Source organism: Nakamurella aerolata, assembly GCF_013002705.1.
In the GTDB taxonomy this organism is placed as follows: Bacteria; Actinomycetota; Actinomycetes; order Mycobacteriales; family Nakamurellaceae; genus Nakamurella; species Nakamurella aerolata.
Genome location: NZ_JABEND010000007.1, coordinates 165,404 through 180,720 on the forward strand (window position 1 = coordinate 165,404; position 15,317 = coordinate 180,720).

The following is a 15,317-nucleotide window of genomic DNA, read 5'->3' on the forward strand; positions in this document are numbered from 1 at the left end:
CCGCGCGGCCTCGCCGGTAGGCAGCTCCGGCACCGAAAACGGCTGGGCCGCCGGGATTCTCGCGAGAGAATCCCGGCGGCCCAGCCGTTTGCTGCGTGGTAGCCGGCCGCTCAGCGTGCCGGTCTGGTGGCGACGACGATCTGGGTGCCGACCGGCTCCCCACCGGAATGCACGTCGACGTACTCCCCCGACGCCAACCGCCGCTGGTAGTAGGCCCTGACCAGCGCGGTGCCGGTGCGGAGCGGGCTCACCCGCACCTGATCGGCACCGACCGGTTCGATGCTGGCCTGCTGCGGCTTGTCGATGCTGAACCGCAGCCGGTTCAACGGGTTCGCGAGCGCCAGCCGCGCCCCCGCGGCGCTGCGCACCGTCACGGTGACGGTAGCGGTCGCCCCGACCGGCACCGAGACCCGGCCGGCATCGGTGGTGACCCGGTACGGGGCCGCCCCGGACGGCACCGGCCGGTCGCCGGTGGCGGCGTCGATGGCCAGGATCGGCACGCCGGCCGCATCGTTTCCGTTGCCGGCCAACAACAGTCGATCGGTGTACAGCCGCCGCGAACTGGTGGTGGTCGGGCGGCCGTGGTGAACGTAGTAGGCCTGCCGCCCGTCGGGTGAGAAGGCCAGCGAGCCGTGCCCGGTCGAGAACTCCGGCAGGGCAGGGTCCTGGCTCAGGATGGGATTGCCGTCGAACTTGCGCCACGGCCCGAGCGGGCTCGGCGCTGTGGCGTAGCCGACGCCGTAGAACTCGTTAGCGAAGTTGTTCGCAGAGTAGGTCAGGTAGTAGACCACCCGCCGCCGGCTGCCGCTGCCGATCACCCTGCGGAAGGTGCTGGAGCCCTCGGCCCAGCGCCGATCCTTGTTGGCCCCGCCGGTTTTGGCGTAGTCGTTCACGTGGGCGTTCTCCCACGCCTGCTTGTCGGCCGCGTAGCTCAGGATCGGAACGTAGCCGTCGCGCCGGGCACCGGCGGGAGCGCCAGGACGTCGGTTGGCGTCCCGGTACACGTCGGTGATCGTCGGCTTGGTCTGCCCGGCCGGGTCGTCCCACCAGTCCCTGGTGAGCTCAACCGCGTAGATGTTCGACTCCTCGATGTACTTGCCGAAGTCGCTGTCCCACACCCAGTTCCGGTAGGCGTTGCGGGAGAAGTACAGGTAGATCCGCCCGTCGTCGTCGAAGAACACATTCGGGTCGATGAACGGGATGTAGGTGCCCAGCGAAGCGGTCTGGCCCTCGGCCAGGGTAGCCGGCGGCTTGCGCTGCGCGGCGTCCATGATCAGGTTGACGTCGTGATAGTCGGGGTCGTACGGGAAATAGTCGAGCGGGCTGTCGGTGAGGGTGCGGAACGGCCCGGCCGGCGAGTCGGACACCGCCACCCCGACTTTGGACGGCTCCTCGAAATCGGCGTACCCGAAGTCCCGCTGCACGTTGTCCCGTTGCCGCGCCGAGTAGAACAGGAAGTACTTCCCGGTCTGCTCGTTGAGATAGACCTCCGGCGCCCAGAACCAGTCCCGCCCCCAGCGGTTCGGCTCGTTCAGCGGCAACGCGCCACCGGGCAACCGCTCCCAGGTCACCAGATCGGCCGAGCGGTAGATCCCGAAGGCGAACGGGGTGCCGTCAGCGCCCGGCCGAGCCCCGTCCGTCGAGTACGCGTAGTAGTAGCCGGACGGCTTGTCGTGCAAGACATACGGGTCGGCGGCCGGGAAGGCGGCGTCGTTGTAGTAGGTGGCGTCGCTGGAGTTGGTGGCGCCGGAGTAGTCGATGGGCCCGGCGCCGGCGGAGCTCTCGGCGACGCTGCCGGCGTTCGCCGTCCCGCCCCGGCCGCCGAGAGCGATCATCGCCGGAGCGGCCAGCAGACCCAGTTCCAGCAGCCGGCGGCGCGGGAGCCGCGCGCCGCTGCTGCCGGAACCGGGCCGTGGTGACGTCATCGCGATGCGACGACCTGGTAGCCGGCCTGCACCGCGGCCCCGGACTCCGCGCCGGTGAACTGCAGCTGATAGCTGCCCGGCTTCAGGTCGGGAATGGTCAGCCGCTGGTCGGTGACCACACCGTCGGCGTTGGCGGTGGCGGTGCCGAGCGCCTGCTCGGTACCGGCGATGCGCACCGTCACCTTCTCACCTGGCGCGAAGGTGTTGGCGTCCCAGCGGATCAGCTGGCCGCTGGGCCCTTCGGTGCTGCTGGTGAGCACCTGCGGCAGCAACACCGGCTTGGCCGCCGGCGCCGGCACCGCGACGGTCGCGGTGCCGACCTTTTCGGTTTTGGCACCCTGCAGGGTGACGCCATAGCTGCCCGGCTGCACGCCCGCCGGCACCGGCAGTTTCGCCGACACCGAGCCGCTGGCGTCGGCCGTCGCCGTCACCGACGACGCCGCTGCGCGCCCGCCCGGTGCTGCACCGGACTCGGCGGCCAGTCGCATGGTGACCTTCTCGCCCGGCGTGAAGCCGTTGCCCCGCACCGTGCTCGCGGTACCGGCGGCGGCGTCCGACGCGGTGGCCCCGGTCTTGGCCGGAACCGCCGCCTGCAGCGCGGTGCGGCTGGGAGCCGGGGCACCGGCGGCCAGGAACTCCACTTCGGCGAGGTTCAGCGCCGGAGCGCCGGCCGCCGCACCGGAGCTGGCGGTGATCACCAGCCGGTACTGCGTGACCGCGGCCGGTGCCGCGATCTTGAACGGCCGAGTCTGGTTGCGCCAGTTGAATTTCTGGCCACTGCGCTGGTCCAGCGTCGTCCAGCTCTTGCCGTCCGACGAGCCCTCCAGCCGCCATGCGGTCGGGTCGCCGGCCGCCGGGCCAGAGGTCAGCGTGTAGAACGTCGCCCGCTGCGCTGCCCCGCTGAGCTGGAACCCGATCTCGGCGGTCGGCGCCGTGATGGCGGTGAACGTGCTGCTGGTGTTGTCGAACAGCGGCGCGGCGTTGACGCTCTGGCCACCGCTGGTGGCCGAGCCGGTGCCCTTGCCGGCACCGGTGACGTCCCGCATCGGATCCGGCTTGTTGCTTCCGGTGGTGAGCGAGGTCGGGGCGTCCGCGGGTGCGCTGCCGAACGACGACGGCGCGGATCCCATGGTGAAGTCCAGGGTGGCGGTGCCGGCCAGCTGGCTGGTCTGCACCGAGGACTTGGTCTGCGCCTTGCCGTTGACCGACAGCGACTGCACGTAGATGTTCTGCGCCGAGTTCGCCGGCGCGTTCACGGTCAGGTTGCCCTGGGTGCGGTGCACGACGGCCTTGGTGAACCGCGGCGAACCGATCACCAGCTCCGGCGACCCGACCTGCAACGGATAGACGCCGAGGGCGCTCAGCAGGTACCAGGCCGACATCTCGCCGTTGTCCTCGTCACCCGGATAGCCCTGGCCGATGTCGCTGCCGACGTAGAGCCGCTGCATGATCTCGCGGACCTTCTCCGCTGTCTTGTACTGCTGTCCCGCGTAGTTGTACATGTACGGGATGTGGTGCGAGACCTGGTTGCTCATGCCGAGCTGACCCATCCGGACGTCGCGGGCCTCGAGCATCTCGTGAATCACGCCGCCGTAACCGCCCGGCTTGTTCGCCTTCTCCGGGGTGGCGAAGAAGGTGTCGAGCTTGTCGGCCAGTCCCTGCCGGCCGCCGTACAGGTTGGCCAGACCGTTGCCGTCCTGCGGGGCGTGGAAGGCGAAGTTCCAGCCGTTGCTCTCGGTGAACGCACCGCCCCAGGCCTCGGGGTCGAAGTTGGCGGTGAAGCTGCCGTCCGGGTTGCGGCCCTGGAAGAACTGGGTCGCCGGGTTGAACATGTTCACGTAGTTGGTGGTGCGATCGAGGAAGTACTCGGACTCCTCGGTCAGCTGCCGACGCCGATCCTGCGGCGTGGCAGGGTCTTTCGCCAACGCTGCGGCCATGTTGCCGATGCCGAAGTCGTTGATGAAGCCTTCCAGTCCCCACGACACGCTCTCCCCGGTTGCGGTGGAGGTGTAGCCGGTGAAGATCGACGTCGCGATGCCCTTGCGGCCGACCTCGCTCCGCCCGGACAGCGTTGTGGCGTTCTTCAGCGCTGCGTCGTAGGAGTTGAGCGGATCCGGCAGCTTCACCCCGCCGAGGTAGGCGTCGGCGATGGCCACGTCCGAGCTGGTGCCCGTCATCAGGTCGGCATAGCCGGGCGACGACCAGCGGGCGACCCAGCCGCCGTCGCGGTACTGCTGCACAAAGCCGTCGGCAATCTCAGCGGCGACCTCGGGGTAGAGCAGCGTGTAGGCCGGCCACACGGTGCGGTAGGTGTCCCAGAAGCCGTTGTTCACATAGATTTTGCCGTCGACCAGCTTGGCATTGGTGCTGGTGTCGGTGGCGTTGCCCGACTTCGGCGAGACCGGGCTGGCGTACTGGTACCGAGGGGCGGCCGCGGTGCCGGTGTTCTCGAACTGCGAGTTCGGGTAGAGGTTCAGCCGGTACAGGTTCGAGTAGGTGGTGCGCAGGTCGTCGTCGTTGGCGCCGGTCAGCGACAACACCGACAACCGCTTGTTCCACTGGCTGTTCGCCGCCGCTTTGATCTGTTCGAAAGACTTCCCGGCCAGCTCGAGCTGCAGGTTCTTCTTGGCCTGATCCAGCGAGATGAACGAGGTGGCCAGCCGCAGGGTGACCGGCCTGGTACCGGCGAAGTTGGCGTACCGGGTGCCGGTGTGGCTGTTCGGTGCGGCGCCGAAAGATGTTGCTGCGCGGTCGAACTGCCCGACAACGAACATCCGGCTGCGCCCGGCGGACAGGCCGGATCCGTTGTCCACCCAGCCGGTGAAGCCGGTCTTGTCCTGCGTCTGGGTGAAGACCCCGTTGTTGTCGACGGTGTCCAGCACCAGGCTGCCTGCCCTGCTGCCCTCGGGGAAGGTGAACCGCATGATGCCGCCGTGGTCGGCCGGCGTCATCTCGGCGCGCAGCGCACCGAGATCGGTTTCCAGCTCGGCCTTGTAGTAGTCGGGCCGGGCGCTCTCGGTGGCATGGTCGAAGGGCAGGCCACGGGCATCGGCGTTGCCGTTGGGTACCGCCCGCGCGCTGCTGACCATGGCAGGCATCACCGACATCTGGTTGCGATCGCCCATCCATGGGCTGGGCTCGTGCGAGATGCCCAGGCCCTCGAGCACCGGCTTGTTGTCGGCGTTGTTGCCCTGTTGGTAGTAGTACTGCCAGCTCTGCGAGTTGGCGTCGGTGATCGGGGTGAAGAAGGTGAACCCGTTGGGCAGGGCCGAGATCGGCAGGTTGTCGCCCCGGGAGAACGATCCTGATGCGTTGGTGCCGCGGCGCACGTCGACGTAGTTGGCGAGGTCGCTGCCGTCGATGCGCGGGGTGCTTGCGACGATCTGCAGGTCGTCGAGCCAACCGCCGAAGCGGGTGCCGGCCTTGGCGTTGTCGGGGTTGTCGTAGCCGATCAGCACCCGGTCGATGGTCTTGCCGGCGGCGAACTTGCCGACCTCGATCTGGACGGAGTTCCACTGCGACGAGTAGAGGATCTTGCCCTTGCCCTGGCCGGCCGGGGTTGCCGAAACCTGGTGCAGATCCACCGGTTTCAGGTCGGACAGGTAGCTGCCGTCGGTGAAGTGCAGATCGACGGCGGCGTAGGTGGACGGGTAGCTGAGGTTGCCGGCGATCATGTCAGGGAAGATCTTGTAGCTCAGCGTTGTCCCGCTGCCCACCGGAATCTGCTTGCGGTACAGCACGTTCCAGGCGTAACCCCGGCCGTCGGTGGTGACGGCGCCGGAGTACCGCATTGCGGCCTTGCCGGTCCAGCCGGTGAGCGGACGGATGTTGTAGCCGGAGATCGGGCCCGACCCGACCGTCGTCACCATCGGGGTGGCCGGCTGTTCGCCGCTCGGCGGCTGCTCGGCGATGTTCCAGTCGGCCAGCTGCACGATGTTGCCGGACTGGTTCTTGCTGATGTCCAGCCGGTAGTAGCGGTAGCTGCCCGGCTTGGCGACCTGATAGGTGTTGGTGACGAACCGGTCCGAGAACGTCACGCCGCTCTGCCTGTCCAGTTCCGTCCAGCTGGTCGCGTCGTTGCTGCCCTGCAGCACCCAGCTCGCGGGGTCGCGCTCGGGCGCGTCGTTGGCCGAGGTCAGTGAGTAGGTGACGGCCTGCTGCGCCGACGACAACTGGTACTGGACCCAGCCGGCGGACTGGAACGCCAGCCACTTGGTGTCGGGGTTGGCGTCGGCGAGGTTCGCGGCGATCTCCGACGGGGTGTTCTCCGAACTCGCGGTGACCCCGGTGACCAGGCCGAGCAGGCTGCCGGAGGTGTCCGCGGTACCGGAGACGCCGCGCTGCCGAGGGGTGCCGTCGGCCTGCTTCTCGACGGTGGACACCAGCGGCTGGGGCTGGCCGCTCTCGAACGAGGTGACGAAGTCGCCGGGTCCGGCCGCCTGCGGTGCCGCCGCCGGGGCCCGCTGTGAATCCGGGGCCCGCTGTGAATCCGGTGACGCCGGCGCGCTGTCGGAGGGAGAGCTGGTCGGCGGGGCAGCCTGCGCCGCTGGCGCGGTGACCACCAGTGCGGCCGCGCTGATGGCGGCGACCCAGGTTCCGTAACGGCGGGCATGTCGGCTCATCGGTGAGCGCCTTCCTGACCGTGCCCCCGGCAAGCCGCAGGAAGACCGGCGTCGGCGCCGGTCACCAGTGCACGCGAGCGATGTCGGGGGCGTTCGCGAGATGCCGAACATCACATCGCATCCACCCCGGATGAGTCAACGTTGTCACTCAGTTGCCGCAGATCCACGGTCAGCCCGGCCCGAGGTGTCATGATGCAGCCATGGTGATCCGTCCCGGCGCGTCCGATCCGCCGACTTTGCGGCAGGTCGCGGAGCTGGCCGGCGTCAGCATCAAGACCGCGTCCCGAGCGCTGCGGCAGGAGGGCTACGTCGCACCGGCAACAGCAGAGCGCGTCAGGACCGCGGCGAGATCCATCGGATATCGGGTCAACGCGATCGCATCGGAGCTGCGCAGGGGCAGCGTCTCGACCCTGGTCGGCCTGATCACCGGCGATCTCGCCAACCCGTTCTACTCGCGGCTGGCCCGCGGCGTCGAACGGGAACTGCACCCGGCCGGCCTGCAGCTGGTGACCGGGTCGAGCGAGGAGGATCCGGGCGCGGAGGCGGCGCTGGTGGACGCCCTGCTGCAGCGTCGGGTGCGGGCCTTGCTGATCGTCAGCGCCGCCGACGATCACAGCGCGCTCAGTGACGACCTGGCCCGCGGGGTGCCGCTGGTGTTTCTCGACCGGCCGCCGGTCGGGCTGCTGGCTGATTCGGTGTTGATCGACAATGCCGCTGGCGCGGCCGCCGCGGTCCGGCATCTGATCGCCGCAGGACACCGCAGGATCGGCATCGTCAGCGACCTCAGTCGTCTTGCCAGCCAACAGGATCGGCTGGACGGGGTGGCCGCCGCGATGGCTGCCGCCGGCATCGGCGACTGGCAGCGCTGGTGCCGGCAGGACGCCCACGACATCGCCGCTGCCCGGCTGGCAGTGAACGATCTGCTTGATGCCGACCCGGCGCCGACGGCGTTGCTGTGCCTGAACAACCGGATCACCGCGGGAGCGCTGACGGCCCTGCAGGGCCGCAACGGCTCAGCGACCGGGGCGCAGGCAACGGCCCTGATCGGCTTCGACGATTTCGAGCTCTCCGAGCTGCTCGGGGTCACCGTTGTCGGCTACGACGCCGAGGACATGGGCAGAGCGGCAGCCCGGCTGGCACTGGAACGGATGGACGATCCGCAACGGGCCGTGCGCAAAGTGGTGATCCCCACCCGGCTGATCCGCCGCGGTTCCGGTGAGCGCGCGCCGGCACCCTGACGGAGCTGGTGCTGTGCGATGCCGGCGGTTTCGCAGGCGGCTGCTCAGACCACGCGAACGCCGCGCCGCCAGACCGCGGCGGTGAGCGGCACCCCTGGGCGGTAAGCAAGATAGTCGGGACCCGGCGCGTCGAGCACCTGCAGGTCTGCCCGCATTCCGACGGCGATACGGCCGATGTCGCTGCGGTTCAACGCTTGTGCACCGCCCAGCGTCGCCGCGCGGATCGCCTCGGCCACCGTCATCCGGCACTGGATCACCGCCAGCGCCACCACCAGTGCCATCGATGAGGTGTAGCCCGAACCCGGGTTGCAGTTGCTGGCCAGCGCGACGGTGGCCCCGGCATCGATCAGCTCCCTGGCCGGCGCCGGCCCCCGTCTGGTGCACAGGTCGGTGGCCGGCAGCAGCGTCGCAACGGTCGTCGATGCGGACAGCGCGTCGATGTCCGCCTCGGTCAGATAGGTGCAGTGGTCGACCGAGGTCGCGCCCATGCTCACCGCCAGTTGCACTCCCGGGCCGGGCCGCAGTTGATTGCCGTGCACCTTGCGGTCGAGACCGAGTCGTTCGGCGGCCGACAGCACCCGGCGGGCCTGGGCGTCGTCGAAGGCGCCCTCCTCGCAGAAAACGTCGACGAACTGCACCAGCGGCGCCACCGCCTCCAACATCGGGCCGCACACGAGATCGACGTAGTCGTCAGGGTTGTCGGCGTACTCCGGCGGCACCACGTGGGCGCCGAGGAAGGTCAGTGCGTCGATCCCGGCCCGCTCCGCGGCTTGCACCGACCGCAGCTCGTCCACCTTGGTCAGCCCGTAACCCGACTTGGTCTCCACCGTCGTGGTGCCGCCCCTGGCGAATTCGGCGAGGTGCCGCCGCACCCCGTCGGTGAGTGCATCGGTCGAGGTCTCGCGGTTGGCTTCGACGGTGGCGAGGATGCCGGACGCCCGATAGTCCTGGCCGGCCATCCTGGCAGCGAACTCGGCGCTGCGATCACCGGCGAACACCAGGTGGGTGTGCGAATCCACCCAGCCGGGAAGCACGGTGCGGCCGCCGAGGTCAATGGCGTCGTCGGTGTCAGGGGCGCCGGCAGCCGGCCCCACCCACACGATCTGCCCCTCGTCGATGACGACGGCGCCGTCGCTGATCGTGCCCAGCTCGTCCGATCCGACCTGTTCGTCCACGGTGACCAGCGCCGAGATGCCGGTCAGCAGCAGCGATCCGGTTGGCTCCCATTCGGTGCCATCGCCGACCGGGTTGCTCGCGGCATCCGCCCGGCCGCGCTGGTCGCCGGTTGTCATCGACTCCCCCTTCGGCATGGCGCCACGGCGGCGCCGGTTGATGGTGATCATCATCCTGTCACCCCGCAGCCGCCACCCGCTCCCAGAGTTCTCCGAGCACATCGGCCAGCAACGGGCCGGGATCGCCGAGGTCACGGTGGAAGCCGTTGCGCGCCAGTACGTGTCCGCCGACGACGACGGTCTGCACATCAGCGCTGCCGGCGGCCATCACCAGCTGCTGCGGCAGCGAGCCGGCGGTCCGCACCGAGTCGGTGCGAACGCACACCAGGTCGGCGGGTGCGCCCGGCACCAATCGGCCACCGGCCGAGCCGATGCTGCGGTGTGAGTGTTCGGTGGCGGCGGCGACCAGCTGCGCCGGGGCCAGATTGCCGCGACGGTGGCTGCGCAGCCGCTCGCCGTACTCCAGCAGCCGGGCCTGGGCGAACGGGTCGACGGTGACCTGCTGGTCGCCACCGCAGGCCAGCAGCACCCCGGCACGGGTGAGCGCCGCCAGGTCCGGAAGACCGTCGGCGAGGTCCGCCTCGGTGGTGGGACAGATGACCGCGGTGACGCCGTGCGCACCGAGCCGATCGACGTCGGTGTCGGTGAGATGGGTGGCATGCACCACCGAGGTTCGCGATCCGAGGAGCCCGGCATCCGCGGCCAGCGCGGTGGGTGATTTCCCGGTGGCGGCGAGGCTGTCGCGGTTCTCCTGCAGTTGCTCCGACAGGTGCAGGTGCACCGGGCAGTCCCACTCCGCGGCCAGGCCGGCCACCGTGCCCAGCTCGCCGGGCGGCACCGCTCGCACCGAATGCGCCGCCAGCCCGAGCCGGATCGGGGCCAACCGGCCGGCCGGCAGCTCGGCACCCAGCTGCCTGACCCGAGCCGCCCATGCCGCTCCGCTGCCGTCCGAGAACCGCCGCTGCGGCGGCTGTAGCGCTACCCCGAAACCCCCGGCGAGATAAAGGGTGTCGAGCAGCGTGAGCCCGATGCCGGCCTGGTCGGCGGCCTCGGCGACGCGCAGGCCGAGCAGGTTCGGGTCGGGGTAGGGCGTGCCGTCCACCTGGTGATGCAGGTAGTGGAACTCGCCGACCGCTGTGTAGCCGGCACACAGCAGCTCGGCGTAGGTCGCCCGCGCCAGGCGGTGCAGCAGGTCGGGGTCGAGCTGGGCGGCCAGGGCGTACATCTGCTCGCGCCAGGTGAAGAAGTCGCCGGGCCGGCCGTCCCGTTCGGTGTGGGTGCGTCCGCGCAATGCGCGGTGGAACACGTGGCTGTGGGCGTCGGCGAAGCCGGGAAACACCATGCCGTCCAAGACTTCTGCCGCTCCGCCGGCACCGGCCGCACCGGCAGTGGGGCCAGCCGCACCCGGGCTGGGGTCTGCGGCACCGGGGTTGGGGCCTGTGGCACCGGGACTGGGGACGTGCCACGCGCCGGCATCGAGCGGGGTGATCGCGGTGATGATGCCGTCGCTGGTGGTCAGCTCAACCGGCCCGGACGGCCCCTGCGGGAGCCAGGCCGACCGGCAGCGGAAGACCGTCACCGGATCAGCCCGGCCAGCACGTCGGCCAGCGCCTGAACCCCGGCGAGGCAGTCCGCGGTCTCGGCGAATTCGCCTGGTGCGTGGGAGATGCCGCTCGGGTTGCGGACGAACAGCATGGCGCTGGGTATCTCCGCTGCCAGGATTCCGGCGTCGTGGCCGGCGCCGGTCGGCACCACCGGCGCCGACAGTTGCTCGGCGGCGACGGCGCTCAGACCAGGGTCGAACACCACGTCGTCCGACAGCGATTCGCGGCGCTCAAGCACCTGGCAACCTTCAAGGTCGGCCTCCTGCCTTGCCAGCAGCGTGATCTCGTCGACCAGCGCGGTGGTGTCGCCGGTCGCCCCGTAGCGAACGTCCAACCACAGGTCGACCGATGACGCAATCACGTTGCTGCCGCCGGGATTCACCTGCAATCTGCCGACGGTGGCCACCGCCGACGGCCGGTCGGCCAGCAACCGCCGGGCGGCCAGCACGGTGGCCGCCGCCGGGATCATCGGGTCGCGTCGGTCCGCCACCACGGTGGTGCCGGCGTGGTTGCCTTCACCGGTGAAGGTCAGGCGCCAGCGCCCGTGCGCGACGATCCCGTCGGCGACACCGACGGCGGCGTCGGGATCGGCGGAGTGCAGCAGCCGGCCCTGTTCAACGTGCAGTTCGACGAAGGAGCCGATGCCGGCCAGCCTGGCCTCGTCCCGGCCCCACCGCAGCGGATCCATTCCCGCCGCGGCGGCCGCGTCGGCCGCGCTCACCCCGTCCCTGTCCTGCAGGCGTCTGGCGGCATCGGGGCTGACCGCCCCGGTCAACAGCCGAGACCCCAAGCAGGGCAATCCGAATCTGCCGCCCTCCTCCTCGACGAAGCAGGCGATGCCCAGTGGCCGCGCCGGGCGCAGCCGGCGCAGCCGCAGCTCGTCGACGGCCAGCAGGGCCGAGACGACACCGAGCGGACCGTCGAACGCCCCTCCCCCGGGTACCGAGTCCAGATGCGATCCGGTGACGACCGCCGGCAACGCCGTGGCAGCGTCGGCGTTCCGGGCCCACGCCGGCGTGCCCCACCACGCCCACAGGTTGCCGTTGCCGTCGGTCTCGACGTCCAGCCCCCGCCGGCCGGCCTGCTCGGTGAACCACTCGCGCAGTTGCCTGTCGGCGTCGTCGAAACCGTGCCGTGAGTATCCGCCGCGGCGGCGGTCGCGGCCGACCGACGACACCTCGGCCCACAGCGCGGCGAACCGTTGCCCGGCGGGGTCGTTCGGCGGCAGCTGGTTCATCGCCCTGCGGCCCCGCCGGATTCCGGGCCACCAGCGGCTTCCGCCGGCCGGCCGGTCGCCTGAACGGCCATCGGGACGGTCAGCTTCACCCGGGCGGCTGCACTGTCGGCTTCCGGATAACCGGCGTCGACGTGACGCAAGACTCCCATGGCCGGGTCGTTGGTCAGCACCCGCTCCAGCTTGGCTGCCGCCAGCGCGGTGCCGTCGGCGACGCTGACCTGGCCGGCATGGATGGAACGACCGATCCCGACCCCACCGCCGTGGTGGATGGACACCCAGCTGGCCCCTGACGCGGTGTTGACCAGCGCGTTCAGCAAGGGCCAGTCGGCGATGGCGTCGCTGCCGTCCGCCATCGACTCGGTCTCCCGGTACGGCGAGGCGACCGAACCTGAATCCAGATGGTCGCGACCGATCACCACCGGCGCGGAGAGCTCCCCTGCTGCCACCATCTCGTTGAACCGCAACCCTGCCAGGTGCCGTTCGCCGGCGCCGAGCCAGCAGATGCGAGCAGGAAGTCCTTGGAAGGCAATCTTTTCCGGCGCCAGCGCCATCCACCGCTGCAGCCCGGCGTTGTCTGGGAAGAGTTCCTGCACGGCCGCGTCGGTGGCGTGGATGTCCGCAGGGTCGCCGGAGAGCGCCGCCCAGCGGAACGGGCCCTTGCCAGCGCAGAACAGCGGCCGGATGTAGGCGGGCACGAAGCCGGGAAAGTCGAAAGCCCGCTGATAACCGGCCAACTGCGCCTCACCACGAATGGAGTTGCCGTAGTCGAAGACCTCGGCGCCGGCGTCGGCGAAGCCGACCATGGCGGCCACGTGTTCCGCCATGGATTCTCGTGCCCGGTCGGTGAACTCGTCCGGCTTCGCGGCTGCGTAATCGTGCCAATCCTCCAGCGCGACTCCGCTCGGCAGGTAGGCAAGTGGGTCGTGCGCCGAGGTCTGGTCGGTGACGATGTCGATGGCGACGCCGCGCCGCAGCAGTTCAGGGACCAGTTCGGCGGCGTTGCCGATCACCGCAACCGACAACGCTTTTCGGGCCTGCTTGGCCGCCAGCGCCTGGTCGATACCGTCGTCGAGGTCGTCGGCGATCACATCGAGATATCTGGTGTCGAGGCGGCGCCGGGCCCGGTCAGGGTCACACTCGATCACCAGCGCGGCACCGCCGGCCAGCGTGACGGCCAACGGCTGGGCGCCCCCCATGCCGCCGAGACCGGCGGTGAGGGTGAGCGTGCCGGCGAGGGAGTCGTCACCGGCGTGTGGGTGGTCGGCCGGACGGCGCTCGGCCAGCTGGGCACCGACCGCGGCAAAGGTTTCGTAGGTGCCCTGCACGATGCCTTGACTGCCGATGTAGATCCAGCTGCCGGCCGTCATCTGGCCATACATGGTGAGCCCCAACTGCTCCAACCGGCGGAACTCCGGCCAGGTGGCCCATTGCGGTACCAGGTTCGAGTTCGCTATCAGCACCCTCGGCGCCCATTCGTGGGTGCGCAACACCCCGACCGGCCGGCCGGACTGGACCAGCAGCGTCTCGTCGTCGGCCATGTCCACCAGGGTGCGGCAGATCGCGTCGAAACTGGCCCAATCCCTTGCCGCGCGGCCGGTTCCGCCGTACACCACCAGGTTGTCCGGGTCTTCCGCCACGTCCGGGTCGAGGTTGTTCTGCAGCATCCGCAGCGGGGCCTCGGTGGCCCAGCTGCGGGCGGTGAGCGCGCTGCCGCGGTTGGCGCGGACCGGGCGCGGCCCTGAGGTGGGCTGTGTGCTGGTCATCTGGGCTCCTGCTCGGTGGTGGTCGGCCGGGCCGTCGGCGCCGGACGGGTGGGTGCCGCCGGTCCAGTGGTCGCCGGCTGGTCGGCAGCTGTTGCGCTGGAAGGGTTTTCGGTATCGAGCGCGGCCGCGCTGCCCGGCGGGGAAACCGCTGCCGCGCGGTCGAGGCTGCCGCCCTTGATCAGCTCGACCACCGCATCGATCTCCGGCGCCAGGTGCCGATCCGGGCCGGGGCCCTGCACCCGGCTTCGCACGACCGCCAGCGCCGCCGCGGTGGCCGCCCCCGGCCGGAGCGGGGCGCGCAGGTCAAGAGCCCTTGCCGCGGTGAGGATCTCGACGGCAAGCACTCTGGTGAGCGCGTCGACGGCGCGACGCAGCTTGCGCGCCGCATGCCAGCCCATCGACACGTGGTCCTCCTGCATGGCGCTGGACGGAATGGAGTCAACCGAGGCGGGCACCGCCAGCCGTTTCAGTTCGGACACCATTCCGGCCTGGGTGTACTGGGCGATCATCAGACCGGAGTCGACGCCGACCTCGTGCGCCAGGAACGGTGGCAGGCCGTGCGAGCGCGCCGAATCGAGCATCCGATCGGTGCGGCGTTCGCTGATACTTGCCACATCGGCGATGGAGATGGCAAGAAAGTCGGCGACGGCGGCGACCGGGGCGCCGTGGAAGTTGCCGTTGGACTCCACCCGTCCGTCCGGCAACACCACCGGATTGTCGATGGCAGCGGCCAGTTCTCGATCGGCTACGGCTCTGGCGTGGGCCGCGGTGTCCCGCGCGGCGCCGTGCACGGCCGGCGCACAGCGCAGCGAGTAGGCGTCCTGCACCCTCGGGTCGTCCGGCCCGGCGTGGGAGGCAACGGTCGGCGACCCGGCGAGCAACGCGGCGATCCTGGCGGCCGAGAGCTGCTGACCGGTCTGCGGCCGCAACGCCGCCAGGTCCGCGGCGAACACCCGGTCGGTGCCGAGCAGCGCCTCGACGCTCATTGCCGCGGCGAGATCGGCGATGTCCCACAGCTTTTCCAGATCGTGCAGGGCTATGCCGAGCATGCCGAGCATGCCGTCGGTGCCGTTGATCAGCGCAAGGCCCTCTTTCTCGGCCAGTTGCACGGGGGTGAGCCCGGCGCGCTCCAGCGCGGCTGCGGCGCCTTCGGTGTCCGGTCCGGCGCCGGCGAGTACCTGGCCCTCGCCGATCAACGTCAGCGCCACCGCTGACAGCGGCGCCAGATCGCCGGAACAACCCAACGATCCGAACTCCGGCACCACCGGGGTGATGCCGGAGTTGAGCAGATCCGCCAGCAACTCGGCGGTCTCCGGCCGGACGCCCGTCCTTCCGGTGGCCAGCGTTGACAGCCGCAGCGCCATCATCGCCCGCACCACCTCCGGCTCCACCGGGGTACCGGTACCGGCGGCGTGGCTGCGGATCAGCGACGCCTGCAGCGCCGCGCGGCGCTGCGGAGGAATGTGAGTGGTGGCCAATGCTCCGAAGCCGGTGGAGATGCCGTAGTGCGGCTCCGGATCGGCCGCCAATGCTTCCACCTGGCGGCGGGATGCCGCGATGGCGTCCAGGGCCTGCGGAGCCAGCCGCACCGGTGCGCCGTGCCTGGCGACGGCGACCAGCTCGGCAATGCTGAGCGGGCCGGTGGAGATCTCGACGGCGTCGACCGTCGGCTCGCGACCGGTGCCAGCGGGATCCG

8 protein-coding genes are annotated in these 15,317 nt (G+C 70.4%); 1 reads left to right on the top strand and 7 read right to left on the bottom strand.

What is annotated here, in order from left to right:
- Positions 1 to 110 precede the first annotated feature (110 nt).
- Both HKD39_RS13085 and HKD39_RS13090 read right to left on the bottom strand, forming a co-directional pair.
- Positions 111 to 1,925 (bottom strand): glycoside hydrolase family 43 protein, encoded by a 1,815-nt coding sequence (locus HKD39_RS13085; RefSeq protein WP_212754515.1) that lies wholly within the window; start codon positions 1,923 to 1,925, stop codon positions 111 to 113.
- Positions 1,922 to 6,547, bottom strand: a complete 4,626-nt coding sequence (locus HKD39_RS13090; RefSeq protein ID WP_171200318.1) for a GH92 family glycosyl hydrolase — start codon at positions 6,545 to 6,547, stop codon at positions 1,922 to 1,924. Before HKD39_RS13090 ends, HKD39_RS13085 begins: the two co-directional genes overlap by 4 nt.
- A 200-nt stretch (positions 6,548 to 6,747) precedes the next feature.
- Between HKD39_RS13090 and HKD39_RS13095 the strand changes: the two genes are divergently transcribed.
- Positions 6,748 to 7,785, top strand: coding sequence for a LacI family DNA-binding transcriptional regulator (locus HKD39_RS13095; protein ID WP_171200319.1), 1,038 nt, complete (start codon positions 6,748 to 6,750; stop codon positions 7,783 to 7,785).
- Positions 7,786 to 7,829: 44 nt separating this feature from the next.
- Here HKD39_RS13095 and hutI read toward each other — a convergent pair whose 3' ends face one another.
- From hutI to hutH, 5 genes are read right to left on the bottom strand one after another with little or no spacing between them, the layout of a single operon-like run.
- A complete protein-coding gene (gene hutI, locus HKD39_RS13100; RefSeq protein ID WP_246232633.1) occupies positions 7,830 to 9,131 on the bottom strand; it encodes an imidazolonepropionase in 1,302 nt (433 codons plus the stop codon).
- Positions 9,132 to 9,135: 4 nt separating this feature from the next.
- A complete protein-coding gene (locus HKD39_RS13105) occupies positions 9,136 to 10,596 on the bottom strand; it encodes a formimidoylglutamate deiminase (RefSeq protein WP_171200320.1) in 1,461 nt (486 codons plus the stop codon).
- Complete coding sequence (locus HKD39_RS13110; RefSeq protein ID WP_171200321.1) at positions 10,593 to 11,858, bottom strand: allantoate amidohydrolase; 1,266 nt, start codon at positions 11,856 to 11,858, stop codon at positions 10,593 to 10,595. Before HKD39_RS13110 ends, HKD39_RS13105 begins: the two co-directional genes overlap by 4 nt.
- Positions 11,855 to 13,621 (bottom strand): urocanate hydratase, encoded by a 1,767-nt coding sequence (locus HKD39_RS13115; protein ID WP_171200322.1) that lies wholly within the window; start codon positions 13,619 to 13,621, stop codon positions 11,855 to 11,857. Before HKD39_RS13115 ends, HKD39_RS13110 begins: the two co-directional genes overlap by 4 nt.
- Positions 13,618 to 15,270: a histidine ammonia-lyase gene (hutH, locus tag HKD39_RS13120; RefSeq protein WP_343074716.1), complete on the bottom strand. Its 1,653-nt coding sequence runs from the start codon at positions 15,268 to 15,270 to the stop codon at positions 13,618 to 13,620. The genes HKD39_RS13115 and hutH overlap by 4 nt, the downstream gene beginning before the upstream one ends.
- Between the last annotated feature and the right edge of the window lie 47 nt (positions 15,271 to 15,317).

Excerpts from the sequence above, each read along its gene's own strand:
- HKD39_RS13085 (WP_212754515.1), bottom strand. The coding sequence starts at position 1,925 with ATGACGTCACCACGGCCCGGTTCCGGCAGCAGCGGCGCGCGGCTCCCG.
- HKD39_RS13090 (WP_171200318.1), bottom strand. The coding sequence starts at position 6,547 with ATGAGCCGACATGCCCGCCGTTACGGAACCTGGGTCGCCGCCATCAGC.
- HKD39_RS13095 (WP_171200319.1), top strand. The coding sequence starts at position 6,748 with ATGGTGATCCGTCCCGGCGCGTCCGATCCGCCGACTTTGCGGCAGGTC.
- hutI (WP_246232633.1), bottom strand. The coding sequence starts at position 9,131 with ATGATGATCACCATCAACCGGCGCCGCCGTGGCGCCATGCCGAAGGGG.
- HKD39_RS13110 (WP_171200321.1), bottom strand. The coding sequence starts at position 11,858 with ATGAACCAGCTGCCGCCGAACGACCCCGCCGGGCAACGGTTCGCCGCG.
- HKD39_RS13115 (WP_171200322.1), bottom strand. The coding sequence starts at position 13,621 with ATGACCAGCACACAGCCCACCTCAGGGCCGCGCCCGGTCCGCGCCAAC.